Source organism: Streptomyces sp. NPDC030991 (assembly GCF_055571235.1).
Genome location: NZ_JBVIFR010000011.1, coordinates 231,744 through 258,655, shown reverse-complemented (window position 1 = coordinate 258,655; position 26,912 = coordinate 231,744). Strand labels below are relative to the sequence as shown.

Annotated in this window: 17 protein-coding genes and 3 pseudogenes; 11 read left to right on the top strand and 9 right to left on the bottom strand. The window is 72.2% G+C overall.

Annotated features, from left to right (window positions below; all coding sequences use genetic code 11):
* Positions 1 to 92: 92 nt before the first annotated feature.
* Together ACZ45E_RS22155 and ACZ45E_RS22150 are read left to right on the top strand one after the other, a co-directional pair.
* The gene (locus ACZ45E_RS22155; RefSeq protein ID WP_468222932.1) at positions 93 to 557 is read left to right on the top strand and encodes a hypothetical protein; all 465 of its coding nucleotides are present in this window, start codon (positions 93 to 95) and stop codon (positions 555 to 557) included.
* A 100-nt stretch (positions 558 to 657) separates the two neighbouring features.
* Positions 658 to 3,384 carry a helix-turn-helix transcriptional regulator gene (locus ACZ45E_RS22150; RefSeq protein ID WP_468222930.1) on the top strand — a complete coding sequence of 909 codons (2,727 nt, stop codon included), beginning with the start codon at positions 658 to 660 and terminating at the stop codon, positions 3,382 to 3,384.
* Between the two features lie 38 nt (positions 3,385 to 3,422).
* Here the strand turns inward: ACZ45E_RS22150 and ACZ45E_RS22145 are convergent, their stop codons facing one another.
* Positions 3,423 to 6,224 carry a helix-turn-helix transcriptional regulator gene (locus ACZ45E_RS22145; RefSeq protein WP_468222927.1) on the bottom strand — a complete coding sequence of 934 codons (2,802 nt, stop codon included), beginning with the start codon at positions 6,222 to 6,224 and terminating at the stop codon, positions 3,423 to 3,425.
* A 291-nt stretch (positions 6,225 to 6,515) separates the two neighbouring features.
* Here ACZ45E_RS22145 and ACZ45E_RS22140 point away from each other — a divergent pair, with 291 nt between their 5' ends.
* Positions 6,516 to 8,774 carry a tetratricopeptide repeat protein gene (locus tag ACZ45E_RS22140; RefSeq protein WP_468222925.1) on the top strand — a complete coding sequence of 753 codons (2,259 nt, stop codon included), beginning with the start codon at positions 6,516 to 6,518 and terminating at the stop codon, positions 8,772 to 8,774.
* Between the two features lie 2 nt (positions 8,775 to 8,776).
* Here ACZ45E_RS22140 and ACZ45E_RS22135 read toward each other — a convergent pair whose 3' ends face one another.
* Positions 8,777 to 11,017 carry an ATP-binding protein gene (locus ACZ45E_RS22135; protein WP_468222923.1) on the bottom strand — a complete coding sequence of 747 codons (2,241 nt, stop codon included), beginning with the start codon at positions 11,015 to 11,017 and terminating at the stop codon, positions 8,777 to 8,779.
* Positions 11,018 to 11,062: 45 nt separating this feature from the next.
* Here ACZ45E_RS22135 and ACZ45E_RS22130 point away from each other — a divergent pair, with 45 nt between their 5' ends.
* The 3 genes from ACZ45E_RS22130 to ACZ45E_RS22120 all read left to right on the top strand — a co-directional run bounded on the left by ACZ45E_RS22130 (position 11,063) and on the right by ACZ45E_RS22120 (position 13,018).
* A complete protein-coding gene (locus ACZ45E_RS22130) occupies positions 11,063 to 11,656 on the top strand; it encodes a TetR/AcrR family transcriptional regulator (RefSeq protein WP_468222920.1) in 594 nt (197 codons plus the stop codon).
* A 98-nt stretch (positions 11,657 to 11,754) separates the two neighbouring features.
* Positions 11,755 to 11,949, top strand: coding sequence for a hypothetical protein (locus tag ACZ45E_RS22125; protein ID WP_468222917.1), 195 nt, complete (start codon positions 11,755 to 11,757; stop codon positions 11,947 to 11,949).
* 142 nt (positions 11,950 to 12,091) lie between these two features.
* Positions 12,092 to 13,018, top strand: coding sequence for an alpha/beta hydrolase (locus ACZ45E_RS22120; protein ID WP_468222916.1), 927 nt, complete (start codon positions 12,092 to 12,094; stop codon positions 13,016 to 13,018).
* A gap of 181 nt (positions 13,019 to 13,199) precedes the next feature.
* Here the strand turns inward: ACZ45E_RS22120 and ACZ45E_RS22115 are convergent, their stop codons facing one another.
* Positions 13,200 to 13,664, bottom strand: a complete 465-nt coding sequence (locus ACZ45E_RS22115) for an SsgA family sporulation/cell division regulator (RefSeq protein ID WP_468222915.1) — start codon at positions 13,662 to 13,664, stop codon at positions 13,200 to 13,202.
* 310 nt (positions 13,665 to 13,974) lie between these two features.
* Between ACZ45E_RS22115 and ACZ45E_RS22110 the strand changes: the two genes are divergently transcribed.
* Positions 13,975 to 14,766 carry an alpha/beta hydrolase gene (locus ACZ45E_RS22110; protein WP_468222913.1) on the top strand — a complete coding sequence of 264 codons (792 nt, stop codon included), beginning with the start codon at positions 13,975 to 13,977 and terminating at the stop codon, positions 14,764 to 14,766.
* A 10-nt stretch (positions 14,767 to 14,776) separates the two neighbouring features.
* On the opposite strand, the gene ACZ45E_RS22105 is transcribed toward ACZ45E_RS22110, so the two are convergent.
* Positions 14,777 to 17,509 (bottom strand): helix-turn-helix transcriptional regulator, encoded by a 2,733-nt coding sequence (locus ACZ45E_RS22105; RefSeq protein WP_468223104.1) that lies wholly within the window; start codon positions 17,507 to 17,509, stop codon positions 14,777 to 14,779.
* A gap of 691 nt (positions 17,510 to 18,200) precedes the next feature.
* Here ACZ45E_RS22105 and ACZ45E_RS22100 point away from each other — a divergent pair.
* Both ACZ45E_RS22100 and ACZ45E_RS22095 read left to right on the top strand, forming a co-directional pair.
* On the top strand, positions 18,201 to 19,712 hold the full coding sequence (locus tag ACZ45E_RS22100) for an MDR family MFS transporter (protein WP_468222910.1): 1,512 nt from the start codon (positions 18,201 to 18,203) through the stop codon (positions 19,710 to 19,712).
* A gap of 227 nt (positions 19,713 to 19,939) precedes the next feature.
* Positions 19,940 to 20,077, top strand: a complete 138-nt coding sequence (locus ACZ45E_RS22095) for a Bax inhibitor-1/YccA family membrane protein (protein WP_468222908.1) — start codon at positions 19,940 to 19,942, stop codon at positions 20,075 to 20,077.
* A 171-nt stretch (positions 20,078 to 20,248) separates the two neighbouring features.
* Here the strand turns inward: ACZ45E_RS22095 and ACZ45E_RS22090 are convergent.
* The 5 genes and pseudogenes from ACZ45E_RS22090 to ACZ45E_RS22070 all read right to left on the bottom strand — a co-directional run.
* Positions 20,249 to 21,127: pseudogene (locus ACZ45E_RS22090) on the bottom strand (helix-turn-helix domain-containing protein).
* Positions 21,128 to 21,233: 106 nt separating this feature from the next.
* Entirely contained in the window at positions 21,234 to 22,085 is an 852-nt protein-coding gene (locus ACZ45E_RS22085; RefSeq protein WP_468222906.1) for an alpha/beta fold hydrolase, read from the bottom strand.
* A 109-nt stretch (positions 22,086 to 22,194) separates the two neighbouring features.
* Positions 22,195 to 22,977 (bottom strand): creatininase family protein, encoded by a 783-nt coding sequence (locus ACZ45E_RS22080; protein ID WP_468222905.1) that lies wholly within the window; start codon positions 22,975 to 22,977, stop codon positions 22,195 to 22,197.
* 61 nt (positions 22,978 to 23,038) lie between these two features.
* A complete protein-coding gene (locus ACZ45E_RS22075) occupies positions 23,039 to 24,118 on the bottom strand; it encodes an alpha/beta fold hydrolase (protein ID WP_468222903.1) in 1,080 nt (359 codons plus the stop codon).
* 267 nt (positions 24,119 to 24,385) lie between these two features.
* A pseudogene (locus ACZ45E_RS22070) lies at positions 24,386 to 24,667 on the bottom strand (TetR family transcriptional regulator); the annotation flags it as partial.
* A gap of 140 nt (positions 24,668 to 24,807) precedes the next feature.
* Here ACZ45E_RS22070 and ACZ45E_RS22065 point away from each other — a divergent pair.
* Both ACZ45E_RS22065 and ACZ45E_RS22060 read left to right on the top strand, forming a co-directional pair.
* Complete coding sequence (locus ACZ45E_RS22065; protein WP_468222901.1) at positions 24,808 to 26,250, top strand: aldehyde dehydrogenase; 1,443 nt, start codon at positions 24,808 to 24,810, stop codon at positions 26,248 to 26,250.
* A 128-nt stretch (positions 26,251 to 26,378) separates the two neighbouring features.
* Positions 26,379 to 26,903, top strand: a pseudogene (locus ACZ45E_RS22060) (SDR family NAD(P)-dependent oxidoreductase); the annotation flags it as partial.
* Positions 26,904 to 26,912: the final 9 nt, after the last annotated feature.

Below are 26,912 nucleotides of genomic sequence, written 5' to 3'. Positions count from 1 at the left end.
GTGACCAAATGCTTATGTTCGAGAGCCTGTGCGGCCGGGGTTCTGCGGCTAGCCTCGACAGCGTCGATGGCACGAGCGGTCCGAGGACGATCATGCAGCTGCACATGAAATATCTGCTGGAGCCGGCCAGTGCGCCCTGGCTCGCGGCCGATGTCGTCGCGGCCGCATCCGACATCAGCGACGCGGAGCTGGACTACAGCCCGGGCAGCATCGGCCTCGTGGAGGACATCGTCGACGGGTTCCGCAGCGACGGGGTCACCGGCGGCGAGGTGGCCGAGTCGCTCGTTTCCTTTGGGTGTTACGTCGGGGAGGTCCTGATCCGGCATGGCGGAGGGGTCTGGTGCCACGCTCCGGCCGCGCACGGGGCCGTGCCCCTGGTCGTGGAGATGCCGGGCGCCGGGCGGTGTTCGCCGATCGACTGGGTGTTCCGTCGGCTCGAACACGGCTCCGCCGTCAGCATCAGCGCCCTGTACGCGCAGGTTGGGCACGCCGGCGGGCGGGTCCCGGGCCCCCAACGGAGCCCGGCGACAGCGACAGAGCGTGGCGGAGAAACCTGAATGTTAAAGTACCTGTTTCCGGGCCCGGTCCGGACGGTCGACCGGCCTGGGCGCACATGTGGCCCGTGAAGACGTGCCGGGCCTAGCGGGGGAGAACGACATGAGTGCGCACATGCGGTCCGACGACCGTGCGCTGATCGGCCGCGCGCACGAACGCGAGCTGGTGGCCGCCCTCCTCGCCGACCCGCCCGGCGGAAGCCGGGTCCTGCACGTCGGCGGCGGCCCGGGGGCCGGGAAGAGCGCCGTCCTGCGGTACGCCGCACTCACCGCGGCCCAAGCGGACATCCCCGTCCTGTCGACGTCCTGGGCCCCGGCCGAGAGGGACCTGCCGCACGCTGCCCTGCACGGGCTGCTCCGCCCCCGCCTGTCCCGCCTCGGCGACCTGCCGCACCAAGAACGGGAGTTGCTGGCATCGGCCTTCGGCGGGGACCGCACGGCAGCGGCGCCCGCCGGCCTCGCCCGGGCCGCGCTGCACCTGCTGCGGATGCCCGCGGACCCCGTCCTCCTCCGCGTCGACGACCTCGACCGTCTCGACGGTGAGAGCCGCGTCGTCCTGCGCGCGATGGCCCACCTGTGCGGCGACACCCAGGTACGCATGATCGTCGCCGAACGGGCCGCCGCCGACTGGCTGCCGCCGTCCGCGTTCACCAGCGTCCTTTCACCGCTCCCCACCGCCGAGGCCCGCGCACTCCTGCGGCGCGACGGCCGCCCGGCGGCGCCCACGGAGGAGGAGCTCGTCCTCGCCGTGGCCCGGGGCAACCCGCTCGCGCTCACGGAACTGTCACCGAACGGCAGCGGCCGCGGCTTCGGCGAGGCGGCCGGCCTCGGCCTGCTCCCCGCCTCCCCCCGGCTCGCCGAGGCGTACGAGGAGGACCTGGAGGCACTGTCGGCCCACGGCGCCGGTGTGCTGCTCACCGCCGCCCTGAGTGTCTCCTCGGTCCTCCAGGAGATCCTGGACGCCGGTACGCGCCTGCTGGGCAGTGAGCAGGACGCGCGGGCCGGCCTTGACGAGGTCGTCGCCCGCGGGCTCGTCGTCGCGCACGAGCACTGTGCCCACTTCCCCCAGCAGCTGATCCGCGTGGCGGTCCTGCACCGGGAGCCGGCCGCCCGCCGCATGGCCGCGCACGCGGCACTCGGCGACCGCGCCGCGGACCCCACGCACGCGGCCTGGCACGCGGCCCAGTGCGCCGCGGGCAGCGACGAGGACCTCGCGCAGCGCCTGGAGACGCTGGCCGAAGGCCCCTGGCCGGGCACCACGCTGCTGGTCGCCCTCGCGGCGCTCGAAGGGGCCGCGCACCTCTCCCCTGACCCGCGGCGCCGGGCCGCCAGGCTGCTGCGCGCCGCCGAACTGGCCTGCCACCACGGCCTGGACGCCCAGGCCCGCCGGCACGCCCGCGGCATCGACCCCGCCGAACTCGGCGAGCTCGGCCGCGCCATGCTCCTGTGGCTGCACGACCTCCTGCCCGGCGGCTCCCCGACCGGCCACGAGCGCATCGCCCAGCTCTGCTCGGCGGCCCGGTCCGTCGCCGCCACCCATCCCGTACTCGCGCAGAAACTGCTGCACACCGCCGCGGGCCGGTGCTGGTGGCAGCAGACCGACGACGCCGAACGGGCGCTGGTCGTCCGTACCGTGCACGAGCTGCGGAGCCCGCCGTGGAGCGCGCGCGACCTCGTCACCCTGGCGCTGACCGACGCCCTGTCGATCAGCCATGAACTGTTGCGGCTGCGCGAGTCGCCCGCCCCGGACGAGCGGCTCTTCCTCGGCCAGGCCGCCCACCTCACCGGCGACCTCGAACAGGCCGCGCACTTCCTCGACGGCGCCGAGGCGCTCGCGCGCGCGGGTCGGCGCACCGGCCGGCTGCCGCAGATCCTGGAGGCCAGAGCCCTGGGCGAGATCTGGCTGGGCACCGAGTGGCAGACCGCGCAGGCGAGGGCGACGGAGGCGAGGATGATCGCCGCCGAGCTCGGCCACGCCGACTACGCGGCCCGGGCGGTCGGTGCCCTCGGTGTCATCGAGGCGCTCCAGGGCCGGCACGACAAGGCCCTGGAGCGCGCCGCGGCGATCGAGGAGGCATCCCGCCACCTCGGCCAGGGCCAGCACCTGAACCTCGCCACCCTCACACGTGTGCTGACGGCCTCCGGCACGGGGCGGTACGCGGAGGCGTACACACAGCTGCGTTCATCGTTCACCGAACTGCTGACCCCGTACTCGTTCCAGCAGTTCTGGGGTCTCGCCTTCCTCGTCGAGGCCGCCCTGCCCGCGGGTGAGACGGACGACGCCCGGGCCGTCGTCGAGGAGGTCGCGCGCCGCACCCACCCGGGCCGGGCGCCGATGCTCCGGCGCATCCTGGCCTACGCCGACGCGGTGCTCGCCCCCGACGACGAGGCCGAGGCCCGCTACCACGAGGCCATCGGTGACGACGCCGTACGCTGGCCGCTGCTGCACGCGATGACCCACCTGAACTACGGGGTCCGGCTCCGGCGCCGCCGCCGCGTCGTCGAGTCCCGTGCTCCGCTCGCCACGGCCGAGGCGCTCTTCCTGGCCCTCGGGGCCGCCTCCCGCGCGGAACTGGCGGCCTCGGAGCTGCGGGCGGCCGGCCGGCCGGACGCCGAGGAGGCCGAGCCCGCCGGGAACACCGCGGCCCGTCTGCTCTCCCCCCAGCAGTTCACCATCGCCCGTCTCGCCGCCCGGGGCCTGACGAACCGGGCCATCGGCGAGCAGCTCCATCTGTCGGCCCGCACGGTGGCCTCGCACCTCTACCAGATCTTCCCCAAGCTCGACGTCACCTCCAGGGCACAGCTCGCCGCGCGCAAGGACCTGCGGTGACGTACGTGTGACAGATGGGGGCGCCCGTCACACGTACGTCAGACGAGAGCCTGGCCGTCCGTTCTCAGCACACAGGCCAGCTGCGCCCGTGCCGTCACACCCAGCCGGGGAAAGATCCGGTACAGATAGGCGCCGATCGTGCGGGGGGAGAGTCCCAGCTCCGCGCCGATCTGCCGGTTGGACAGGCCGCGCGCGGCCAGCCGGGCGATCCGCAGCTCCTGCGAGCTGAGCACGTCGGCAGCGCCGGCGGCCCGGGGTGCGCCCGAGGTGACGGTGTCGGCCCGTTCGCCGGAGGCCCGCAGCTCCTCGGTGATCCGTGTGACGCGGGCGTCGGCGCCCACCATGGTGAAGGTGGCCGCGGCCTGGCGCAGCGTGACGCGCGAGTCGGTGGACTCGTGCCACCGGCGCAGCCGCCGCCCGTGCGCGAGGCGCAACGACGCCTCCAGGAACGGGCTCTGGGACACATCCATGGCCAGGGCCCGCTCGTAGAGGGCACCCGCGTCCCGGTCGTCCGCCAGGACGGCCTCGGCCACGGCGAGGGCGACCGCGACGAGCGGGGCCCGCTCGGGGCCCAGCTCCCGCTCCAGCAGCCGCAGCCGGGCGCGCGCCGACTCCGACGCCTGCACGGCCGCGGCCGCTTCCGCGAAGGGGACCAGGGCGAACAGGACCGCAGTGCAGCGCCCGGGATCGGCCAGCAGCCGCGCGAGGGTGGCGTAGCCCGCGGCGACGTCGCCGCTCTCCACCTGGGCCCAGCCCGTGCCCACGGCAAGGATCTCGTCCATCGCGCTCACCGACCGCCGTGCGGTCTCGACGTCATGTGCGTCGGCCGGCGCCGGCACCGTGCCGGTCCGCAGGCCACGCGTGAGCCGTTCGAGCAGATCCGCTGCCGTTGACTCGCTCGTGAGCCCACGTTCCCCGGCCTGCTCGCCGCAGCGCCGGAACGTGGTCTCGGCCTGCCCCCAGTCGCCGGTGACCAGATGGGCCAGCCCCTGTCGGAGCAGGATGAGGGGCAGCCGGTCGGGAAGGTCGTGGAAGCGGCAGCGGCGTTCCGCCTGCCGGTGCAGTTCCAGCGCCCGCAGCGGGGCGCCGCCGCGCAGGGCCGCCTCACCGAGGCGTTCGAGATCGCGCAGAGCAACGTTGTCGCGTCGGCCGGCCGCGGCCAGCCGGGTGATGACGGTGGCGGCCCGGCGGACCGGCGCCGCCGTGGCCACGGCGTGCAACAGCCGCGGGTCGTGCGAGGCGTCCGACGGCAGGGCGTCGAGATAGGTGAGGAGCGCGTCTGCGCGCGCCGTGTCGGCGGTGACGGCCGGTGCCGTCAGCTCCGCCAGTTCCAGGGCGCTGTCGACCTCGGCGGCGTCGGCCGGCAGAGGCCAGCCGCCGGGCTCCGTCAGCAGCCGGGCGGCCGGGTTGTCGCCCCCCGTCACCGTCCGCGCGTACAGGGCGCCGAGCGGTCCCAGGGGATGCGCCAGCGCCCTGCGGCACAGAGCCCGCGCCGTGCGGACCCAGCCCGCGTCCCCGGCGAGCTGGGCCGCCCGCAGCAGGCACCGTCCCCGGTCCCCGGACCCGCTGTAGAGGTCGGCCGCGCGCCGCAGCAGGCGCAGGGCCAGCGCCGGGTCGTCCTGCCGCAGGGCCAGGCGGTGGGCGTCCTCCACGCGGCCGGCGAGCTCCGCGTCGGCCTCCTCCGCCGCCTGGGAGAGGTGCCACAGCTGCCGGACGGAGCCCTCGGTCAGCTCCGCGGCGAGCGCCGCGTGTGCGGCGCGGCAGCGCCGGGGGCCGGTCTCGCGGACCACGGCGCCGGCCATGGCGGGGTGACCGAAGACCATGCGTACGCCGTCGAAGACGACGAGGCCCTGGCGTTCCGCGGGCTCCATGGCGGCGAAGTTCGTCGCGCGCTCCCCGAGCCGGGAGGCCGCCGCGAGCAGCAGCGGCAGATCCGCCGTGGGATGCAGCGCCGCCACGAGCAGCAGGTTCCGGGTCGCGGCGGGCAGCCGGGAGGCTCCGGGGGCAAGGGCAGCCGCCAGCCGGTCGGAGGACGCAGGCAGGTAGGGGACGCGGTCCCCGGTCCAGGTGGGCAGCTCCAGCAGCGCGAGGGGGTTGCCCGCCGCGGTCGCCATCAAGTCGTGCAGGGTGTGCGCGTCATGGCCTGGGCGCCGCATCGCCAGCAACGTGGCGGACTCGGCCGGTGTCAGCGGGCGCAGCGGCAGTTCGGGGAGCCCCGCCAGGGCCGTACGGCGGGGGTGCGGCCGCGTGGTCAGCAGCAGGCCCAGCGGGTGCCCTGCCGTCCTGCGGGCGACGAACGCGAGCACCTCCGCGCTGGGCGCGTCCAGCGTGTCCCAGTCGTCGACGGCGATCAGCAGGGGTCGCTCGGCGCTGACCGACTCCAGCACGCGCAGCACGGTGAAGGGCAGCCTGGCCCGGTCCGTGTGGGCCGGGGCGCCGTCGACGAGCAGCATCTCCAGGGCGGACAGGTCCTTGCTGCCCAGCGGGACGCGCGCATCCCCCAACAGGGGCCAGAGGATCTGCAGCAGGCCGGAGAGTTCGTAGGGGGTGCCGTCCCGGCTGCCCGCGCAGCGCAGCACACACATGCCCTCGGTGGACGCCAGCTCGACACCCGCCGCCAGGAACTCCGACTTGCCCGCCCCGGCCTCGGCGCACACGACACGGGTCGCACCGTGCGCCGCCGCGTCCCGGACGAACGCCCGCAGCCGGCGCAGCTCGGCACCGCGGCCGACGAGCCCCTTGCGCCCCACCGGGCGGCGAAGCACGCCGCTGCCGGGCCGGGGTATGTGGCGGCCGCTCTCCACCACGGAGAAGGCGGAGACCTCGGTCCGCGTGTTCATCAGTGCCCCCTGGTCCGGGACATCGAGCGGTCCCCTCCCGATCCCGGGGCGCTCTCATGCCTGAGCCCATCTCACCGGACACCGGTTCACGACAACAGGCAGTTCCCATGCAGCTTGCCCAAGAGCAGGGGCAGCCCCGGACGATGTTCTCGGCCTGGGAGTCCTTCTGGCCCTGGGCGATGTCGGAGAGTCGCCTGTAACGGATTGCTCGATCCAGAACTGCTATCTTTACGCCGTCGACGTGGCGGCGGACCTCGGCGGAAGGGCCCCGTACTGGCTGGCTGGGTGGGAATGAACAAGAGCGCGTTCGGTCGGCTGCTGCGCGAGGAGCGGCAGCGTTCGTTACTGACGCTGGAGGGCCTGGCCGAGGCGTCCGGCGTGAGCGTCCGGGCCATCAGCGACATGGAACGCGGGCACAGCCTGCCCCGCCGGGCCACCTTGGGCGAGCTGATGGACGCGCTCGAACTGGGCGAGGCCGAGCGGCGCCGGCTGGTGCAGATGGCCACGCGCCCCGCGCCCGACCGCCCCGTCCCACAACAACTGCCGCCGGATCTCGCCGTGTTCCGCGGTCATGAGGCGGCCCAGGAGGCCGCGCAGGCGATCACCGACCGGATCACCGCGGAAGGCGGGCGCCTCGTCTTCGCCGTCGGCGGCATGGCCGGGGTGGGCAAGACCGCCCTGGCGGTGCACTGGGCGCACCGGATGGCGGACCGCTTCCCGGACGGTCAGCTGTACGCGAACCTGCGCGGCTTCGAACCCTCCGGGCAGCCCCTGGATCCCGGCGAGGCGCTCGGCGGGTTCCTCCGGGCCCTCGGCGTGCCCAGCAGCGACATCCCCGCAGGCGTCGAGGAGCGCGGCGCCCTGTTCCGTCGGCAGACCACGGCGCGGCGGCTGATCGTGGTCCTGGACAACGCGCGGGACTCCGCGCAGGTGCTACCGCTGCTGCCCGCCGCCGTCGACTGCTTGACCATCGTCACCTCCCGCGACCACCTCTCCGCCCTGGCGGTCGTGGAGGGCGTCTCCCGGATCAGCCTCGACGTGTGGTCACCCGAGGAGGCGCTGGCGGCCCTGGCGGCCCGGATCGGCGAGGAGCGGTGCCGGGCCGAACCAGAGGCCGCCGCCGAACTGGTCGAGCTGTGCGGCTTCCTGCCCCTGGCCGTCTCGGTCGTCGGGGCCCAGCTGGGTGCCGAGCAGCGGCTGCCGCTGCGCCTGGGCGTGCGCGAGCTGCGCCAGACCCGGCCGCGGCTCGACGCCCTCGCCACCGACGATCAGCGCGTCGACGTACGGGCCGTCTTCTCCTGGTCCTACCGCGCGCTCACCGCCGGCACGGCTCGGTTCTTCCGCTCCATGTCCGTGCACCCCGGCCCCGCGCTGTCCGCCGAGGCCGCCGCCTCTCTGGCCGGCGTCGACATGACCGCCGCCCGCCGCCATCTGCGGGAGCTGACCACCGCCAGCCTGCTGTCCCGGGACGCCGACGGCCGCTACGTCCTGCACGACCTGGTCCGCGCCTACGGCACCGAGCTGTTCGACCAGGAGCACGACGACCGTGTCGCGCCTCGGGCGCGCCTGCTCGACTACCTGCGCCACAACGCCCACCACGCCAACGTGTTCGTCACGCACCTGGACCCCGGCCCCGACATCCAGCCCGTCGAGGGGGTCGTGGAGGTGGCGTTCGACGACCGCGACGAGGCGCTGAGCTGGTTCCGCCAGGAGGAGCCGGCCGTCGGCGCCGCGCTGCGGACCAGGGACGAACCCGCGTTGCGGCGCCCCCTGGTGAACCTCACCCTGGAGTGGATCGGCTACAACATGGCCGCCGGCCGCTGGCCCGAGGAACTCCCCCTCGCGCGCGCCGGCCTGGACGCCGCTCTCGCCCTGGACGACCCGGTCGCCACCGTCCGGATCCGTTCGATCCTGGCCCGGACCCTGCTGGAGACGGGCCAGGACGACCGGGCCGAGTCGGTGATCGAGCAGATACTCGGTCGACTGGACCGGCTGCCGCAGCGGGACCGGGCCCGCGCCGAGCGGGAGATCGGCTACTTCCGCATCCGTCAGGGCCGGTTCGCCGAGGCCCTGCGGCACGCCCGCTCGACCCTGACGATCAACCGCGCGCTCGGCAGCCAGGGCGGCATCGCGAGCGCGCTGAGCAACGTCGGTTGGGTGCTGGCCCAGCTCGGCGAGTACCAGGAGGCCATCGACACGAGCGAGGAGGCCATCCCGCTGCTCCGCGCAGTCGGCGACCGGCGGTTCGAGGCGGGCGCCTGGCAGGGGATCGGCTATGCCCGCAAGGGCCTGGGCGATCTGGAGGCGGCGGTCGCCGGCTTCGAGACGTCGCGCGGCCTCTTCGCCCAGCTCCACGACGACTACAGCCAGGCCGGGGTGCTCGACCATCTGGCCACGGCGCTCCTGGAACTGGGGGACGTGGAACAGGCGCGCGCGAGCTGGACGCGGGCCGCCGAACTGCTCGGCGCCCTGCGCAGCGCCGGCGCCGCGAAGATACACGCCAAGATGGCGGCCCTGCCCCCGCCGGGCGCGCCGCCCGCCACCGGCTGATGTCAATGTGGCGCGGCGAGTTCGTCGGCTCTGGCCCGCAGCTCCGCGGCGCGCGGGTTGCCGATCTCGCTCAGCAACTCGGCGGCCCGTGTCCAGCTCGCCCGGGCCTGTTCCACGTCGCCCCGTTCCTGTTGCGCCGACGCGATGTGATCCAGCACGTCGGCCTGGTTGTAGGCGTCGAGGACCTCTTCGTAGAGCTGAAGAGACCTGCGGTAGTCGGCGATCGCGGCGTCCAGGTCGCCCAGCCGGTGCCGGGCGTAGCCGATGCTGTCCCAGGTCGCCGCCTCGCTGCGGCGGTTGCCGGTCTCGCGCAGGATGGGCAGTGCCTGTTCGCACATGTCGATCGCCTGTCGGTGCTCACCGAGCAGCGTCAAGTACCAGCCGACGGCGTTGAGTTCGCGGGCCGCGCTGCCGCGGTCCCCGAGTGCACGGAAGAGCGCCAGGGCCCGCCGGGCGTGCTCCAGGGCCTCGGAATGACGCCCCTGCCGGCCGCGCACCCAGCCGATGCTCCGCTCGGTGGTGGCCCGCAGCGCGCGCGGCAGGCGGTCCAACCGCGCCAGCATCAGGCTCACTTGATCCTCGGCCTCCTCGACCTGACCCGTCTCGGCGAGCGCGCGGGCCAGACTGGAGCTGTTGCGGACGACGGCGACCGGGTCGTCCAGTGCGAGGGCCGCCTCCAGACCGATCCGCTTGGCCGCGATCTCGTCGGCCCAGCGACCCAGGACGGAGTAGTAACTCACCCAGTCGTCCGTGAGGTCCACCCGGTAGCGCAGCAGCCGGGGGTCCTCCATGGAACGCAGGGCGGCCGCGACGGTCGACTCCTCCTGGCCGAACCACTCCAGCGCTTCCTCGCGGCTGCCGACGGCGACCCGCACCACGCCCTCGGCCGGGGGACCGGTCGGTTCGAGTCCGGGGCGCCGGTCGAGGACCCCGGTGGCCGCGTTGGCGTTGTGCCGCAGATAGTCCAGGAGCCGCATCTCGGCGCCGAACCGGTCGTCCTTCTCCCGTTCGACGAGCTCGGCGCCGTAGGCGCGCAGCAGATCGTGCAGGACGTACCGGCCCTCCGCGTCGCGCGACAGCAGGTTCGCCGAGGTCAGCTCCCGCAGGTGCCGCCGGGCCTGTGCCATCGCCACGCCCGCGAGCGAGGCGGCGGCCTCCGCCGAGACCGACGGCCCGGGGTGCAGCGTCAGGTACCGGAAGAAGCGGGCCGTCTCGGGCGCCAGCGCCCGGTACGACCAGGAGAGGACGGCGCGGACGTCACCGTGCCGTTCGTCGGTGGACAGAGCGTCGAGGCGCGAGCGCGACTCCCGCAGCTCGCGCACGCCGACGTGGAGCGGGACGTGCGGATCGGCGCGCAGCTGGGCGCCCACGATGGCGACGGCCAGCGGCAGGTACGCGCACAGCTCCACCAGGTCCGAGCAGGCCGCGGGCTCGGTGCGGCACCGTTCCTCGCCGATCCGGGCCGCCAGGGCCGCCAGCGCCTCCTGCCGGGTCCACACGTCCAGGTCGACCATCGAGGCGCCCTCGGCGACGGCCAGACCGGAGAGCCGGCTGCGCGAGGTGACGATGGTCAGGCACCCGGCGGACGCCGGCAGGAGCGGCCTGACCTGCTCCTCGTTGCGCGCATTGTCGAGGACGACGATCAGCCGCCGGGACCCCGTCCGCTCCTGGAAGAGGGCACTGCGCTCCGCGGTACCGCGCGGTACGGCGGCGCTGGGCACCCCGAGCGCGTCGAGGAACCCGCCCAGGGCCTCGCCGGGGTCGAGCGGCAGCCCGGAGTCGTCGAAGCCGCGCAGGTTCACATACAGCTGGCCGTCCGGGAAGCGGTCCGCCACCCGGTGGGCCCAGTGCACGGCGAGCGTCGTCTTGCCCACCCCCGCCATGCCGCCGATCGCGGAGATGACGACATGCCGGCCGGCTCCGGCCGCGCCCCGGGTGAGCTCCTCGACTGCGGCCAGGGCGCGTTCGTGACCGCGGAACGCGGCGAGGTCGGGCGGCAGCTGCCGCGGAACCTGCCGGGTGCGCTGCGTGGAGGCCTCGACGAACCGCCGACGCTCGTCCTCGGCCAGCCCCAGGGCGTCCATCAGCTCGCTCAACGTCGCATGGCGGGGAAGGCTCTGGCCCCGCTCCATGTCGCTGATGGCGCGGACACTCACGCCGGACGCCTCGGCCAGGCTCTCCAGGGTCAGCAGCGCACGCTGCCGCGCCTCCCGAAGGAGCCGCCCGAACGCCGTTGTGTCCATCCGCACCCTCCGAGGCCCCTCTTTGGACGGCCGTGAACCTACCAGTTGTGGAACGATCATGTCAGGGACATCAGCCTGCGCGAGCTGAGCCGGCGGGTGGGGGTCTCGAAGACCAACGTCGTGCGTTACTTCGAGACCCGGGAAGCGGTCTTCTTCGAGCTTCTCAACCGTGAACTCGCCCGCTGGACCGAGGAGTTGCCCACTGAGTTGGCGGCCGGCGGAGCGGCCGGACCGCTGCAGCCCAAGGACGTGACCGAGGCCGTGGCCCGGTCGCTGGTCGGTCGCACCATGCTGTGCGAACTGATCGGCTCGCTGGGCTCCGAACTCGAACGGAACATCTCCGCCGAGGCGGTGTGTGACTTCAAACTGGCTCACACCCGGCTACTGGGCACGCTCGCCGGCCTGCTGCGTGCGCACATCCCCGCGCTGGACCCGGCCGCCGCCCGCGAGGTGGTCTCCCTGGCCATCGTCTGCACCGCCGGCCTCTGGCCCTTCGCCCACCCCTCTCCGGCCGTCGTCGAGGCCCAGCGGGACCCGGAGCTCGCGGCCACGAAGGTCGACTTCGCCGAGCGCCTCGCCCGCACCCTGCGCCTGGCCGTCACCGGCCTGCTCGCCCTGGACGCAGGCAGCGTGGACTGACCGTTCTTCGTAACCACCTTGACTGGTTACGTGGGAGTGTGGAGACTGGTGGCTGTCCGGGATACATGCGGACGCGATCCACGAAGTGGAGGACGGTCGTGAATCAGAAAGCCACCATCGACGCCGCCGCGGCGGCGCGGCACGCGCGATTCGGGAAGCTCCCCGAGCGCGTCTGCGCCGAGGACACGACCCAGGGCGTGGACAGCAGGCTGAACGCCAAGGTCAACGGCGGGTACAACCCCGAGGGACAGTGGCAGCACTTCTCATGCTTCGCCCTCGATCTCGGCCTGTGACGACCGTTGCGGGCGATCCGGAGGTGAGCGGGAAAGTTCTCTCCCAGGCAGAAACCTGGTTCTTTCCCTCAGCCGATCCGGCGCAATCGTAGAGACGTTCCCGGACACGGAGAGAAACCCACACACACCTCAGGGAGATTCCATGTCCCGCACCAGCGTCACCTTCGACAGCGCCGGCCTCCGGATCGCCGCACACCTCTACACCCCCGACGCCCCGGCGGTGGGTCTGCGCCCGGCCCTCGTGGTCGGTCATCCCGGCACCGGTGTGAAGGAGCAGACGTCCGGCACCTACGCGCGGCGGATGGCCGAGCGCGGCTTCGTCACCCTCGCGTTCGACGCCGCCCACCAGGGCGAGTCCGAGGGCCTGCCGCGCGGGCTGGAGGACCCCGCTCAGCGGGTGGAGGACTTCAAGGCCGCCGTCTCCTTCCTCACCACTCGGGACGAGGTCGACGCCGGCCGCATCGGCCTGCTGGGCATCTGCGCCTCCGGCGGCTACGCGCTCGCCGCCGCCGGTGGCGACCACCGCGTCCGGGCCGTCGCCACCGTCAGCGGCGTGGATGTCGCCCGCCAGTTCCGGCTGGGCGCCGACGGCACCCAGGACCCGGCCGTCTTCCGGAGCCTGCTCGACGCCGCGGCCCGGGCCCGCACCGCCGCGGCCCGCGGCGAGGACCCCGGCGTGCTGACGATGTTCCCCGAGACCGCCGAACAGGCCGCCGCGCTCGGCGGGGAACACGGCGTGGAGGGCTTCGAGTACTACTGCACGCCGCGCGGGGCGCACGAGCGTTCGGCGAAATCCCTCGCCTGGGAGAGCGTCGACAGGCTCGCCTTCTTCGACGCCTTCCACGCCGTGCCACTGATCGACCCCCGCCCCCTGCTCCAGGTCGTCGGAGCCCGCGCCGTCACCTCCTGGATGGCCGTCGACGTCCACCAGCGGGCCACCGGCCCAAAGGAACTCCACTGGATCGAGGGCGCAAGCCACGTCGACCTCTACGACAAGAAGGAGTACATCGACCGTGTCCTCGACAAGCTCGCCGACTTCTGCACCACGCACCTCGGAACGGACCTCTGACACCCTGATCGTCAGCCTCGGGGGCCAGCTCGAAGAGGCACAGCGCATCAACGAGGAGTACCGCCGCGCCGCCGAGTCGGCGATATCGACCGCCGCGCCCTGAGCCGGCCGGGACCAGCCAGTGAACACTCCGGTCGTAGGAGTCCCTCTTCAGAGCGACGGGACCGCTCCCGCCGCGCGTTCACGCTCCCGGCCGGATCAGGTCGGCGCTCGCCCGGTCCCAGTCGACCGCGGAGAGTTCCGCACCGGCGGGGACGAGCTCGTAGGTGTACTCCAGCCACCGGGCCAGCGGCGACACGGGCAGCTCGAACAGGGCGGCCATGTCCCCGGAGGCCAGCAGCAACCGGGCGATGGTCGCGTCCTGCGCCGCGTACGCCGGCCAGATCTGTACGTCGCCGAGACCGCTTGCCGAGTACAGCCCCTGCCACAGCAGGTCGCGGCCGATTTGCCACGACACCCGAGGACCGTCCTCGACGAGGAACTCCACGCGGACGGTCAGGGGCGCATCGGGATCGAATACGAACTCCGCCCTGACCGCCTGCCGGGCCGAGACGCCCAGTACCCGCTCGATGTCCAGGACCAGCTCGGGGCCGCGGTCGTAGGGGGCCGTTTGGGGAGCCTGGACACCGGGATGGTTGCCGCTCATGACGAGAGGCCCTTCTGTGGGGCGGAAACTGACTCGACCCACTCTCGTCCGCGCGTGATCGCCGTACATAAGTAAGTTGACCGTCGTAATGCATCGGCTTCGACGGTGCGTGCGGTCGGCGGCGACGCGAAACAGGACTCCCGCCCGCCCCGGACCGGCTCTCGCGCCGGGCCGGCGCCGCTTGTGCGGGCCGGTCGGCCGCCGACATTAAGTCATTCGACTGTCGTCCCTGACCTGCGCCTCGACGATGCTGGGACCGTCGCCCGCGTGCCGGTGCGCAGGAAGGTCGTCATGCTCGGAGGAGCCAACCGTGAACCGTACGCCCGTCGTCTTCATCCATGGTGAGTGGCTGCACGCGCTCTCCTGGGAGTCATGGGCCGACCGCTTCGCCGGCCGCGGGTTCCTCGTCCTCACCCCCGGCTGGCCGGGGGAGGCGCCGGGCGCCGTGGAGATGCGCCGCTCTCCCGCGTCCTTCGGTGACCTCGGCCTGGAGGCTCTGACGGACCACTACGCGGGGATCGTGCGCTCCTTCGATACGGCGCCGGTCCTTGTCGGGCACGCGGTCGGCGGCCTCATCGCCCAGCACCTGATCAGCGTCGACCTCGGCCGGGCCGCGGTAGCCATCGCTCCCGCCCCCGTCAACGGCATCGTGCTGCCCGGCGGCCGGCCCGGACCGTGGCCCGGAGAGGAGGGCGGAACCGGCCCGCGGGTGTCGCTCTCCCCGGAGCGGTTCCGGGCGCTCTTCGCGAACACGCTCGACGCGGCGGAGGCCGAGCGGCTCTTCGACCGGTACGTGGTGCCCGCCCCTCGCCAGCTCCTCACCGAGCTGGACGGCACGGGCGCGGGGCGCGGCCCGTCCGCCGAGGCCGACACGGCCAACACCGGCAGGGGACCGCTGCTGCTCATCTCGGGTCAGGAGGACCGACTCGTCCCGGACTCCGTCACCCGGGCCGCGTACAAGGCCTACGGCGACTCCACGGCCATAACGGAGCTCAAGCAGTTCGCGGACCGTGCGCACTCTCTCGTCGTGGACAACGGCTGGCGCTACGTCGCCGATCACGTGCTCGGCTGGCTCGACGACCAGGGCGTCCGGCCGTACTGACCGCCCGCGGTCACATGTTTCGCTCGCCGGGCACCTTGGCGAGGGCGTCGCGCAGCGCGGCGCGGGAGGTGATGCCGAGCTTGGGGAAGACCCGGTACAGATGGGAACTGACGGTGCGGGGCGAGAGGTGCATCCGCTGGCCGATCTCCTTGTTGGTCAGCCCGCCGGCCGCGAGATCGGCGATCCGGCGCTCCTGCCAGGTCAGGGCGGTGAGGTCGGCCGAGGGCGCGAGCGGGGAGGCGCCGGTGGCCAGCAACTCGGCCCGGGCGCGCTCGGTCCAGGTGGGTGTCCCGAGCCGCTCGAAGGTCTCCGCGGCGAGGGTGAGCGGCAGCCGGGCGGCCTTGCGCCCCCGGGTGTGGCGCAGCCAAATGCCGTGCGCGAGATGGATGCGGGCGAGTTCGTAGGGGTGGTCGGCGGCGTGCGGATGGGTCTCGGCGCGGTGGTAAAGGGCCTCGGCCTCGGCGGGGTCGGTGGTCGTCATGGCGAGGGCGCCGTAGGTGATCAGGGCGAGGCGGGGTGAGAGGTCGGGGAGGCGGGCGGCTTCGGCCGCGAGGGCGTGGGTGCGGGCCTGCTCGGCCCGGCCGGTGTGCAGGGCCGCTTCGACGAGGTCGAGGAGGGTGCGGGGGGCCTGGTGGGCGTAGGCCTTGAAGGTGCCGGGGGGTGTGATGCCGATCGCGTGGAGGTAGGCGGCCTCGTAGTCGCCCTCGGCGAGGGCGGCGGTGGTGCCGATGGAGTCGGTGATCTGGGTGAGGAAGCCGACACCGCGCGGCCGGGCCCAGGTGTCGACCTCGGCCTGTAGCTCCCGGGCCCGTTCGACGTTGCCCCGCAGCGCGGCGATCTGCCCCAGATAGGCGTGGGTGTGATACGTGAACAGATCGTGCTGGTGGGCCGTTGTCAGCTCCAGACACCGCTCCCCGGTGCGCTGCGCCTCACCCCACTCACCGGACGCGATCTGGCCGAGCATGATCAGGTGCAGCATCGTCATGCCGTCGGCCAGCGCGCCCGTCTCCACCTCGCGGTCCACGGTGCGCTGCAGATGAGACCGGTACCGGCTGAGGATGTCCACGTGGTACGCGGCGACTCCCAGCCGGGTGACGTCCCACGGCTCCCGGTCGGCGAGGCCGGTGAAGGCGCGCTCCACCCGCTCGTGCACACCGGCGCCGCGGAGCACCACGTCGCCCCAGGCGTCCTGGTAGATCCGCGAGTGTGAGGACACCAGGTCGCCCAAGCTGTCGAGGAGTTCGTGGGTACGCTCCCAGGCGGCCTCGTCACTCGCGTACTGGCTGATGGCCAGCAGCAGGTCGACGAGACGGGTGAGGATGACGTCCGGCTCGCGCACCCCCGCCTCGCGCATGCTCTCGATCGCCGCGCAGACCTGGCGGTGAGAGGAGCGGACGTCCCCGTCCTCGAAGAGCGCGACGTACCCCGAGGTGACCACCGAGCTCGGTGACGCGCCGGGTCCGGAGCCGCTGCCCGAGCGGATCAGCTGGCGGGCCTGGTCGAGGCGGCCGGAGTGGCCGGCGATGTAGGCCGCGCTGCCCAGGCGCCGGGAGCGTGCCTCGTGGCTCTCGCTCAGCTCCGCGGCCCGGGTCAGCCAGGCGACGGCGGCCTGCGCGCCGCCCCGCACCGTGGCGGAGTCGGCGGCCGCCTCCAGCACGGCCGCGGCCTCCTCGTCGGGGTCGATCGTCGAGGCGGCCAGGTGGGTGGCGCGGCGTTCCAGATCGTCCCGGTGCACCTGCGCGAGCAGGGCGTGGGCCGCCCGCCGTTCGTTGGGCGTCGCCGTCTGCACTACGGTCGAGCGCACCAAGGGGTGGCGGAAGACGAAGTCGCCGGTGAGCGGATCGACGTCCAGCAGGCCGCAGTCCGCGGCCTCGTCGGCCCCGGTCATGCGGTAGCGGGTGCCTCGCGAGCGACCGGCGCTTGCGCCGGCGCCGTCCAGCGCGCCGCGCAGCAGTTCCGCGCGCACTCCGTCGTCGAGGGCCTCGATCCGGGCGCCGTACACATGCTGCAGGCGCACCGGGAGCGGTATGCCGGTGTAGCCGAGCACCTCCTCGGGGGCGTGTCCGGCCCGCCGTACGTACGGCGGCAGTTCGAGCAGGGCCAGCGGGTTGCCCTGCGCCTCGTCGAGGACGAGCCGGCGGATACGGGGGGCGAGCCCCGGGTGGCGGGCGTCGAGGAGCTGCTCGGAGGCCTTCTCCGACAGCGTGGTCACCGGCAGTTCCGGCAGCGCGGCGGTGTCGAAACCCGAGCGCAGGTCGGAGCGGAGCACGACGACGAGCTTCACCGAGCTGCCGGTCAGCCGGCGGCCCACGAAGCCGCACACCTCGGTGCTGGACTCGTCCATCCACTGGCCGTCGTCGAGCACGAGCAGCAGGGGTTGGTCCGACGCGGCGAGGGAGAGCAGGTCGAGCACGGCGATGCCGAGGGTCATGACCGAGGGGGGCGTCCCCGCGCTCCGGCCGAAGACGACGTCGAAGACGGTGCGGTGCACGTCGTCGAGGCGGTCGATGGAGGACAGCAGCGGATACAGGAACTGGTGCAGTCCGGCGAACGGCAGCTCCGACTCGGCCTCGACCCCGGCGGCCCGGATGACCCGGTACTCCTGAGCTTTCGCGAGGTCGGCCACATGTTCCAGCAGCGCGCTCTTGCCCACACCTGTGTCACCGCGCAGGACGAGGGAGCGGCCCCCGCTGTCGGCCACGAATGCCGACAGCACCTCCTGCTCGCTCTCGCGGCCGATCATTGTCCCGTCGAGCGCCTGCACGATCCCCACTCCTTCACCGCCGAAATCACCCTCTGCCCAGGCGCTTTCGCGTCCGCGCGGAAGAGGCGCACCGGGCGACGAGGCGATGGCCGTGTGTGCGGTGTGCTTCTTCGCCGGAGGACGGCCGAGCCCATGACCTGTCCTGAGCGGACCCACCCCACCTCTCGCAGCAGACTAAGGGCCGGAGAATATTTCGTCACCTCGTATGGCCGAAAAAGTTCTTGTTGTGTGAATGGTCCGTGTCACACCTGCAGGTGTCGCGTCACAGAGGAGACACATGTGTGCCTTGGCCTGGCCCCGCGGGTCCCCTTCGCCTCACGCCAGAGCGTGGACGGCGCGATGCCGCACACCTACGAGAACCACATGAACCCGTTGGTCGGCGGCTTCGGCCTGGGCTGGATACCCGATGAGTATGCCGCGATCTCCGTGCCCTGGAAAGGCCTCGGCGTACGACTGAGGTCCCCAGCGCCACACAGCAGAAGACCTGTCGGCATTAAGTGCTACAGTGAAGTGACATATGATTCATTGAGTGTCATTTATGTGGGTCGCATAGTCCGATACGACCGGCGCACCGCCCAGGTGCGTCACTCCCGAAAGGCACGTTTCGATGTTCAAGGCACACAAGACACAACGGTCCGCACCCCCAGCGGCAGGGGGCGTGGCCGCGGCCATGAGCGCGCTGATCCTCGCGGTCCTCCTGGCCGCCCTGGACCAGACGATCGTCTCCACTGCGCTGCCCCGGATAGCAGAGGACCTGAACGGGTTCGACGACATCGCCTGGGTCAGCGCCGCCTACCTGCTCGCCTCCACGGCGGTGACCCCCCTGTGGGGCAAGCTCGGGGACATGTTCGGCCGCAAGCGGCTCTACCTGACCTCCACCACGATCTTCCTGGCCGCTTCGGTCACCTGCGGCCTGGCGCAGAACCTGTCCGAACTGATCGGCGCCCGCGTGCTCCAGGGCGTGGGCGGCGGCGGCATGATCGTGCTGACCTTCGCCCTCGTCGGCGACATCGTCATCCCGAGCGAACGCGGCCGCTACCAGGGCATGTTCGGCTCGGTCTACGGCGTCGCCAGCATCGTGGGCCCGTTGCTGGGCGGCATCTTCACCGACCAGCTCTCCTGGCGCTGGGCCTTCCTGATCAACCTGCCCGTCGGCATCGTCGCCCTGGCTATCGCCGCCCGCGCGCTGCCCGCCGCCGCCCGCGGCGCCAAGGCCCGCATCGACGTCCTGGGCGCCACCGTCCTGGCTGCCATCGCCACCGGGCTGGTCCTGATCACCTCCTTCGGCGAGCGCTGGGGCTGGGGTTCGCCGGCCATCGTGGGATTGATCGTCGTCACCCTCGCCCTGGCTGCGGTACTGCTCCCGGTCGAGCGCCGCGCCACCGCCCCGGTCCTGCCGCCGGCCATGCTCGGGTCGCGGACCGTGGTCTTCTCCTCGCTGATCGGCTTTTTCGCCAACGCCGCGATGTTCGCCGTCCTGGTCTACCTGCCGACCTACCTGCAGATCGTGCACGGCGTCTCGGCCACCCTGTCCGGCATCTACATGCTGCCGCTCGTCGCCGGTCTGGTCATCAGCCAATCCCTGGCCGGGCGCTGGGCCGCACACATCGAGCGGCTGCGGACGATCCTGCTCGCCGGCCTGGGCGCCAACCTGGCGGGACTGCTCCTGCTGGGCACCATCGGCGCGGCCACGAACACCTGGGTGCTGAGCGTCTACTTCCTGATCACCGGCGTCGGCATCGGCATGGTCCCCATGGTCGTGCTGACCACCGTCCAGAACAGCGTGCCCGCCTCCGACCTGGGTGCCGCGAGCGCCGTGGTCACCTTCTCCCGCTCCATCGGCGCGGCCTTCGGGGTCGCCGTTTTCGGCACATTGCTGAACACCGGCTTCGCCGACCGCGCGCAGAGCCTGCCGACCGGCGGCGGCTTCGACGCCGCCCGCCCCGACACCATCGGCCACCTGCCCGCCGCCCTGCACGACACCGCCCTGGACGCCTTCGCCCACGCCACGGCCATGGGCTACCTCTGGATCGCCCCCACCCTCGCCGTCGCGGTCGTCCTCGCCCTTTTCCTCAAGCCGTCACGTAAGCGCGACGACCCGGCCTCCGCCGACGACCCGGGCTCCGGCCCCGCCGACGACCGGACGGGAAACCCCGACGAGCTCACTCCTGCCTCGGTGTGAGCTGCGGACCATGCCCGGCCCGTTGCAGCGACGTCAGCATTCGACATGTGCGAACGAGGAGCGACCAGGATGGAGCATACGTGTCTACCAAAACGGAAATCTGCGAGCGGAGGCTGTGACCGGTCGCCGGCGGTCGCGGTGAAGTCCGCCGCCCGCCGGATCGTCTCTGCGGCCGAGGGTGGACTGATGTTCACGACGCTCCGTCGCCGTCAGGTGGCTGATGCGAGGTGGAGGACGAAATCATGCGCGGCGCGTCCCGCGAGCTGTGCCGGACGGCCGCGTTCGGGCTCACCCTGACCTTGACCTGGCTCTACGTGGAGATCCTGCGGCTGTTCACGCTGTACCCGGCCGAGGAACTCTACTGACCGCCGTCCCGCATACCGTGCGCGAGGCGCTGCACGACGGCGACGTCGCGCTGACCTACGCCCAGGAGGGGGCGCCCGGCTCCGGGCCTCGCTGTTGGAGGTGGTCACGGACCCCGCACCGGGGGCCGGGACCCGCGCTGGCCGCCGCCTCGGAGCCGCTCGCGCGGGGCATCACGGGGTCCGGGTCGCCGTCGGCTCCGTGTCGGCCAGGTCCGCGGTCCAGGCCGTGAGGATGCGCAGGGCGTCGTGGGACGGGCCCCCGGGCTCGGCGGTCAGCACCATCAGCTGCTGGCCCGAGTCGTCGGACGCGGCCCAGGTGTCGCAGTCGAGGGTGAGGTCGCCTACCAGGGGGTGGCGGTACTGCTTGGTGCCGTACGTCGCGCTGATGACGCGGTGCTCGGCCCACCAGGCGTTGAAGTCGGCGTCCCGCAGGGTCAGATCCCCGACCGGCCGGGCGAGTTCGGGGTCGTCGGGGCCGACCCCGGCCTCCATGCGCACCGCGGCGACCGCGTCCCTGGCACCGTGGGCCCATTCTCGGTGCAGGGACCGGACGGCCGGGTCGGTGAACATCAGACGCAGATAGTTGCGGCGCTCCGCCGGGATCGCGGCGAAGTCCGTGTACAGGGCGACGGCGGAGCGGTTTCACGCCAGGATGTCCAGGCGCCTGCCGAGGACGAGCGCGGGTGTGTCGGTGAGCCGGCCCAGCAGTCGGTGCATGGCGGGCCGCACCTGCTGGGCGGGGCGACGCGTACGGCGTGGCAGGTCGTCCGTCCGCCCGGCCACCTCGTAGAGGTAGCTCGGCTGGTCCTCGTCGAGGCGCAGGGCCCTGGAGAGGGTGCCGAGGACGGCGGCGGAGGCGCGCATACGGCCTTGCTCGAGCCGGGTGTAGTAGTCGACGCTGATCGGGGCGAGCTGGGACACCTCTTCGCGGCGCAGCCCGGCGACCCGGCGGGAGCCCGTCCGCGGCAGGCCGCACTCGTGCGGTTCGCGCTCTGCCCGGCGGGCCCTGAGGAAGTCCCCGAGGGCATGGGCGTCCGAGGGTGAGTTCATGACATGGGTCCTCCCGCGGGCCGCACACGAGTGAGGTGTGCCGCTGATGATCCGCGTGCCCCCCGAGGGCGGCGGGGCTGGGAGCCCCGCCGCCCTTCGAGAGGCGTCAGAGGACGGTGGCGTGTGCGGCCCGCTCGATCATGTCGGCCACCAGACGGTGGTGGGAGACGGCGACCGAGTGCGAGGCGGCGACCTCCGTGGTGTGCGCGTGGGCGCGCTTGGTCATGAAGCGCTGCACGGCGACCGGGATGTTGAGGTCCTCGGTGGTGACGACGGCCCAGCTGGGCTTGGTCTTCCAGGCGGCCGTGGTGGTCTTCTCCTCCAGGGCGGCCTGGGAGGCGGGGCGCTGCCCGGCGGCCATCAGAGCGGCCTGCTTCGCGGGCACGTCGGCGGCGAACTGGTGGCGGAACTTGTCCTGCTGGATGTAGAGGTCGGTGGCGGTGGAGCCGTCGGCCTGCTGGTACGTGACCGGGTCGAGGGCATCGGGGAGCGTGGAGCCCGGGTACTTGTTGGTGAGCTCCAGCGCGCTCTCACCGGGGGCGGGCAGGAAGGCCGCGACGTAGACCAGCGCCTTGACGTCGGGGTCGCCGGTCGCGGCCTCGCTGATGACGTTGCCGCCGTAGGAGTGGCCGACGACGATCTTCGGGCCCTTGACGTGGTCGAGGACCGTGCGCAGGGCGGCCGCGTCGGAGGCCGGGCCGCGCAGCGGGTTGGCGGCGGCGACGACCGGGTAGCCGTCGGCGCGCAGATCGGCGATGACGCCGTTCCAACTGGAGCCGTCGGCGAAGGCACCGTGCTCGAGGACGACGGTCGGCTTGATGTGCCGGCCGATGTCGGCGGCCCCCGTTGCGCCGCTGGCGGTGCCGCTGAGGGCGATCGCGCCGAGCGCGAGTCCCGCCGAGGCCACCGCGACCGCACCCGTGGTCAGTCGCTTGCGGCGACCCTTGATGCTCACCATGACAAATTCCTCTCAAGCACTTCGGTACGTGGAGTAGGGGGCCAGGAGTCGGCCGACGAACCGTCACCTCCTTGACCGGTGATCAACGTGTCAGGTGGAAGGTCACCCGTCAAGGGGGTGATGTGGGGTGGCGTACTGCTTCGCCCAGGGATCGCGCACGATGATGTCCGCCAGCGCCGTCGCGCAGCCGGCGAGCATCCGCTCGCCCTTCTCGGCGCTTCGCCGTACGGGCGTCGCCCGCGACCCCGGACGCTGTGATCCGGTCGAAGGGCACGGCCAGGTACACCGGGGCGGTGGACTCCGCGGGCAGCGTGATGCGGGGCCCGTGCGCCGCCGCCAGCTGTTCGGCGTGGATCAGGGCGGGGTGGGCCGCCATCATCATGGACGTCTCGCCCTCGCACGCGTGCATCAGGGCGTCCTGTGTCTCCAGGGTCCGGCGCACCCCCCGGCCGGCCCCGAAGTAGCTGGCGGACGCGATCGGCGTCGCCAGCTCCGTGGTCAGCTCGGTGGTCAGGGCGTTCAGCGCGGTCATGTTCCCGCCGTGCCCGTTGACGATCAGGATGCGGGAGAAACCCGCCCGGATCACGGACCGACAGATGTCACGCAGCAGCGCGTGCAGCGTCGGCGGCTGAGCGTGAGGGTGCCGCCGAAGGCCATGTGGTGCTCCGACAGGCCCGTGGGGATCGAGGGGGTGACCACCACCCCGGTGCGCTCGGCGGCCGGGGCCGCCCCCCCCTCGGTGGCAGACCTCCGTGGCGAGGAAGTCGTCGACGCCGGTGAGCAGATGGGGCCCGTGCTGCTCGGTGGCCCCGATGGGCACCACCACCGCGTCCCGCGCCGCAAGGGCGGGCAGTTCGACCGCGGTCAGCCGGTTCCACTGGACTTCGCTCATTGGAGGCTCCTCCTGGACGGTCGGCGCGGTGCGGGGCATCGGCCGGTGGGGGTGCGGGAACTCAGAGGTGGTCGGCGTCGACGACGGCCTGGGCGAAGGCGGTGGGCGCCTCCTGCGGCAGGTTGTGACCGATGTCCGCGATCGTTCGGTGCAGGTACGGGCCGGTGAAGTGGGTGCGGTAGCCGGAGCCGTCGCCGGGCGGCGGGGTGAAGGGGTCGAGCGCCGCATCAAGGGTGACCGTGGGCACGGTGATGGAGGGCTGGGCCCACAGTCGCTTCTCGTAACGGTCGTAGCGGGGCTCGCCCTTGACGAGGCCGATGCGCCAGCGGTAGTTGAAGAGCACGATGGCGGCGTAGTCGGGGTTCTTGAACGCCTCGGCGGTGCGCTCGAAGACGGCGTCGGAGAAGTTCCAGTTCGGGGAGACCAGCGTCCACACGTAACGGCACAGCGCGATGCGCTTCTTCTCGTCCTCCATGGCCGTCTTGCCTCGCTCGCTCGCGAAGTACCACTGGTACCACCAGTTGTGCTCCGCGGCCGGGGCGAGGGGTTCGGCCTGCGCGTTGACGTCAGTGATCAGGTAGCCGCTGGTGGAGACCATGGAGGTGACCCGCTCGGGCCACAGAGCGGCGATGATGTCCGCGGTGCGCGAGCCCCAGTCGAAGCCGGCGAGGAGCGCCTTCGGGATCTTCAGGGCGTCCATGAACGCGATGATGTCGAGCGCGACGGCGGACTGCTCGGCCGTGCGCGGGGTGCGCCGGGACAGGAAGGTGGTGCTGCCGTGGCCGCGCAGGTAGGGGACGAGGACCCGGTACCCCTGGTCGGCGAGGAGCGGAGCGACATCGACGTAGCTGTGGATGTCATACGGCCAGCCGTGCAGGAGGAGGACGACTGGGCCGTGGGCGGGCCCGAGTTCGGCGTAGCCGATGTTCAGGACACCCGCCCTGACGTGCTTGATCCTCGGGAAGCCGGCATGGGTGCCGGGGGTGATCGTGGGCACGGTCGGGGCGGTGGCGGCGGCCGTGCCGCCCGGCTTGCGGGCCGCGGACGCCGCGGACGCGGAGCCCTGCAGGCCGGCCAGCGAGACCGCGGCCGCGCCGGTGCCCAGGCCGACGGCCTTGCTGAAGGTGCGCCTGTTGATCATGTCAAACCCTCTCGTGTGTGCATGGTGGGCGATGGGCCGTGTCCGCGAAGCGGGCGGCAGACGTGGGGACCGCCGTCTTCCGGGACCGGGACCAGCGACACATACTCTCGTCTGTCATGAATCCGACTACATCAGTCATCTGACGGTAGGACGGAGGCAACGACGCCGAACACACCGCGGAACAGTCGCTAAGTCATGCGACTGTCGTGCGGGACACCGATGCCGTGTAGAAACGTATCGACCGCGAGATCGGCCGCTTCGCCGGGGGCGATTGACGCCGATGATGTTCTCGACGTAGCGGTGCAGGGCGACGACGATGGGCGCCTCGCGCAGCCGGGCGTCCTCGATGGCCGCCTCGATGGCCTCCACCCGGGCCGTGTGGATGGCGGCGAGGAGTTCCTCGCGGGAGGCGAAGCGCCGGTAGACGGTGCGCCGGTCCACACCCGCCTCGGCGGCGATGCTCGCGATGGTGGCACCCGGCTCGGCGGCGAGGATGCGCGCCCTGGTGGTCAGGACCGCTTCCAGATTGCGTGCTGCGTCGGCTCTCATCCCTCAAAGGTAGCCATGCTGAGGAGTTTGAAAAAGATACAGACATCTTTACGAGCTACTCACAGTGATAAGTGCTACATTGAAGTGGCGTTTGTAGATCGCGTCCTCACGGACCGACAACACTGAGAGAGAGAAAGCGCATGATCACCTACGGCAAGCTCTACATCGGCGGTTCCTGGGTCGAGCCGAGCGGGAGCGAGCTGCTGGACATCGCCTCGCCGCACGACCAGTCGCTGATCGGCCGTGCGGCCCAGGCGCGCCCGGCGGACATCGACCGCGCGGTCGCCGCGGCCCGCGCCTCGTTCGAGAAGGGGGAGTGGCGGTTGACCCCGCCGGCGGAGCGGATCGCACTGCTGCGCCGGTTCAACGCGCTGCGCGAGGAGAACGCGGAGCAGGTCGCGCACCTGATCTCCCTGGAGAACGGCTCGGCGGGCTGGTTCACCCGGGCCGGACAGCCGGGTCTGACCCGGCAGGTGAACGCCTACCTGAAGGCCGCGGAGGAGTTCGGCTGGGAGGAGACACTCGTCCCCTCGGACCCGGCCTCACCGACGCGCAGCGTGGTGCGCCGTGAGGCGATCGGCGTTGTGGCCGCGGTGATCCCGTGGAACTCGCCCTTCTCCTCGGCCACCTCGAAGATCATCCCCTCGCTGCTCGCGGGCAACTCCGTGGTCCTGAAGGTCTCGCCGGAGAACTCACTGAGCATGGGTTTCCTGGCCGAGTTGCTCGAGCGGGCGGGCCTGCCCGAGGGTGTGATCAGCGTGCTGCCCGCGGACCGGGAGACCAGCGAATACCTGGTGTCGCACCCGGACGTCGACAAGATCGCCTTCACCGGCTCCACGCGTGCCGGCCGCCGGATCGCCTCGATCGCGGGCGAGCAGCTCAAGCGGGTCAGCCTGGAGCTGGGCGGCAAGTCGGCGGCCGTCATCCTGCCCGACGCGGACGTCGAGAAGGCCGTCGCGGGCCTGAAGTTCGCCTCCCTGCTCAACAACGGTGAGTCGTGCATCGCCCAGACCCGGGTGCTGGCCCCGCGCGCGAAGTACGAGGAGGTCGTGACGGCCCTGAAAGAGCTGGTCGGATCGCTGAAGGTCGGCGACCCCAACGACCCCGACACCTTCATCGGCCCGATGATCCGCCCCGACCAGCAGCAGCGCGTACGCGACTACATCCAGCTCGGCATCGAGGAGGGCGCCCGTCTCGTCGTCGGCGGACCGGGCGTCCCCGAGGGCCTGGAGAAGGGCAACTACGTGACACCCACCGTCTTCGCTGACGTCGACAACTCCATGCGGATCGCGCAGGAGGAGATCTTCGGCCCGGTCCTGGTCGTCATCGCCTACGAGGACGAGGACGACGCCGTCCGGATCGCCAACGACTCCGAATACGGCCTCTCCGGCGGCGTCTGGTCCGCCGACGAGGAGCACGCCCTCGCCGTCGCCCGCCGCATCCGCACCGGCACCCTCACCGTCAACGGCGCCTCCGTCGCCTTCGACGGCCCCTTCGGCGGCTTCAAGGCCAGCGGCATCGGCCGCGAGTACGGCGCGGTCGGCCTCGGCACCTACACCGAGTACAAGACCATCACCGTCTGATCACAGCGGACCCGCCGAGGATACGTATCTGATACGTACTGTCGTGGATACAAATATGTGTGAGGTGCAGCGGCGTATCTTCTCCATGGCACACCTGTGGCGGAGAAATTCTGAAGGAGCCGTGCGTCATGGATCTTCTGCTCAAGGGCCTGCGCGCTGTCGTCACCGGCGGCAGCCGCGGTATCGGCTTCGCCGCCGGGCGGGCCCTCGCCCAGGAGGGGGCGTCCGTCGCCCTGGTCTCCAGGACCGCCTCGTACGTCGAGGAGCAGGCAGCGACCCTCAGGGCGGAGACCCCCGCCGAGGTCATCGGCGTCGTGGCCGTCACCGGGGACGACGCCTCGGTGACGGAGATGGCCAGGGTGGTGCGTGAGCGGCTCGGCGGCGTGGACATCCTGGTGAACAACGCCGCCGCCACCAACTCCGGCTCCATCTCCGAGGACGACCTGGAGGCCGAGATCAATGTGAAGGTCCGCGGCTACCTGCGCTGTGCCCGTGCCCTCGCTCCGGACATGGCGGAGCGCGGCTGGGGCCGGATCATCAACATCGGCGGACTGGCGGCACGTCAGAGCGGCTCGGTGGTTGGTTCGCTCCGCAATGTCGCGGTGACCGCCCGGTCGAAGAACCTGGCCGACGAACTCGGCCCGAGCGGCGTCAACGTCGTC

Bases quoted from the DNA above. Each gene is read 5' to 3' on its own strand.
- ACZ45E_RS22155 (WP_468222932.1), top strand. From the start codon at position 93: ATGCAGCTGCACATGAAATATCTGCTGGAGCCGGCCAGTGCGCCCTGG.
- ACZ45E_RS22150 (WP_468222930.1), top strand. From the start codon at position 658: ATGAGTGCGCACATGCGGTCCGACGACCGTGCGCTGATCGGCCGCGCG.
- ACZ45E_RS22145 (WP_468222927.1), bottom strand. From the start codon at position 6,224: ATGAACACGCGGACCGAGGTCTCCGCCTTCTCCGTGGTGGAGAGCGGC.
- ACZ45E_RS22140 (WP_468222925.1), top strand. From the start codon at position 6,516: ATGAACAAGAGCGCGTTCGGTCGGCTGCTGCGCGAGGAGCGGCAGCGT.
- ACZ45E_RS22135 (WP_468222923.1), bottom strand. From the start codon at position 11,017: ATGGACACAACGGCGTTCGGGCGGCTCCTTCGGGAGGCGCGGCAGCGT.
- ACZ45E_RS22120 (WP_468222916.1), top strand. From the start codon at position 12,092: ATGTCCCGCACCAGCGTCACCTTCGACAGCGCCGGCCTCCGGATCGCC.
- ACZ45E_RS22115 (WP_468222915.1), bottom strand. From the start codon at position 13,664: ATGAGCGGCAACCATCCCGGTGTCCAGGCTCCCCAAACGGCCCCCTAC.
- ACZ45E_RS22105 (WP_468223104.1), bottom strand. From the start codon at position 17,509: ATGATCGGCCGCGAGAGCGAGCAGGAGGTGCTGTCGGCATTCGTGGCC.
- ACZ45E_RS22100 (WP_468222910.1), top strand. From the start codon at position 18,201: ATGAGCGCGCTGATCCTCGCGGTCCTCCTGGCCGCCCTGGACCAGACG.
- ACZ45E_RS22085 (WP_468222906.1), bottom strand. From the start codon at position 22,085: ATGGTGAGCATCAAGGGTCGCCGCAAGCGACTGACCACGGGTGCGGTC.
- ACZ45E_RS22080 (WP_468222905.1), bottom strand. From the start codon at position 22,977: ATGAGCGAAGTCCAGTGGAACCGGCTGACCGCGGTCGAACTGCCCGCC.
- ACZ45E_RS22075 (WP_468222903.1), bottom strand. From the start codon at position 24,118: ATGATCAACAGGCGCACCTTCAGCAAGGCCGTCGGCCTGGGCACCGGC.
- ACZ45E_RS22065 (WP_468222901.1), top strand. From the start codon at position 24,808: ATGATCACCTACGGCAAGCTCTACATCGGCGGTTCCTGGGTCGAGCCG.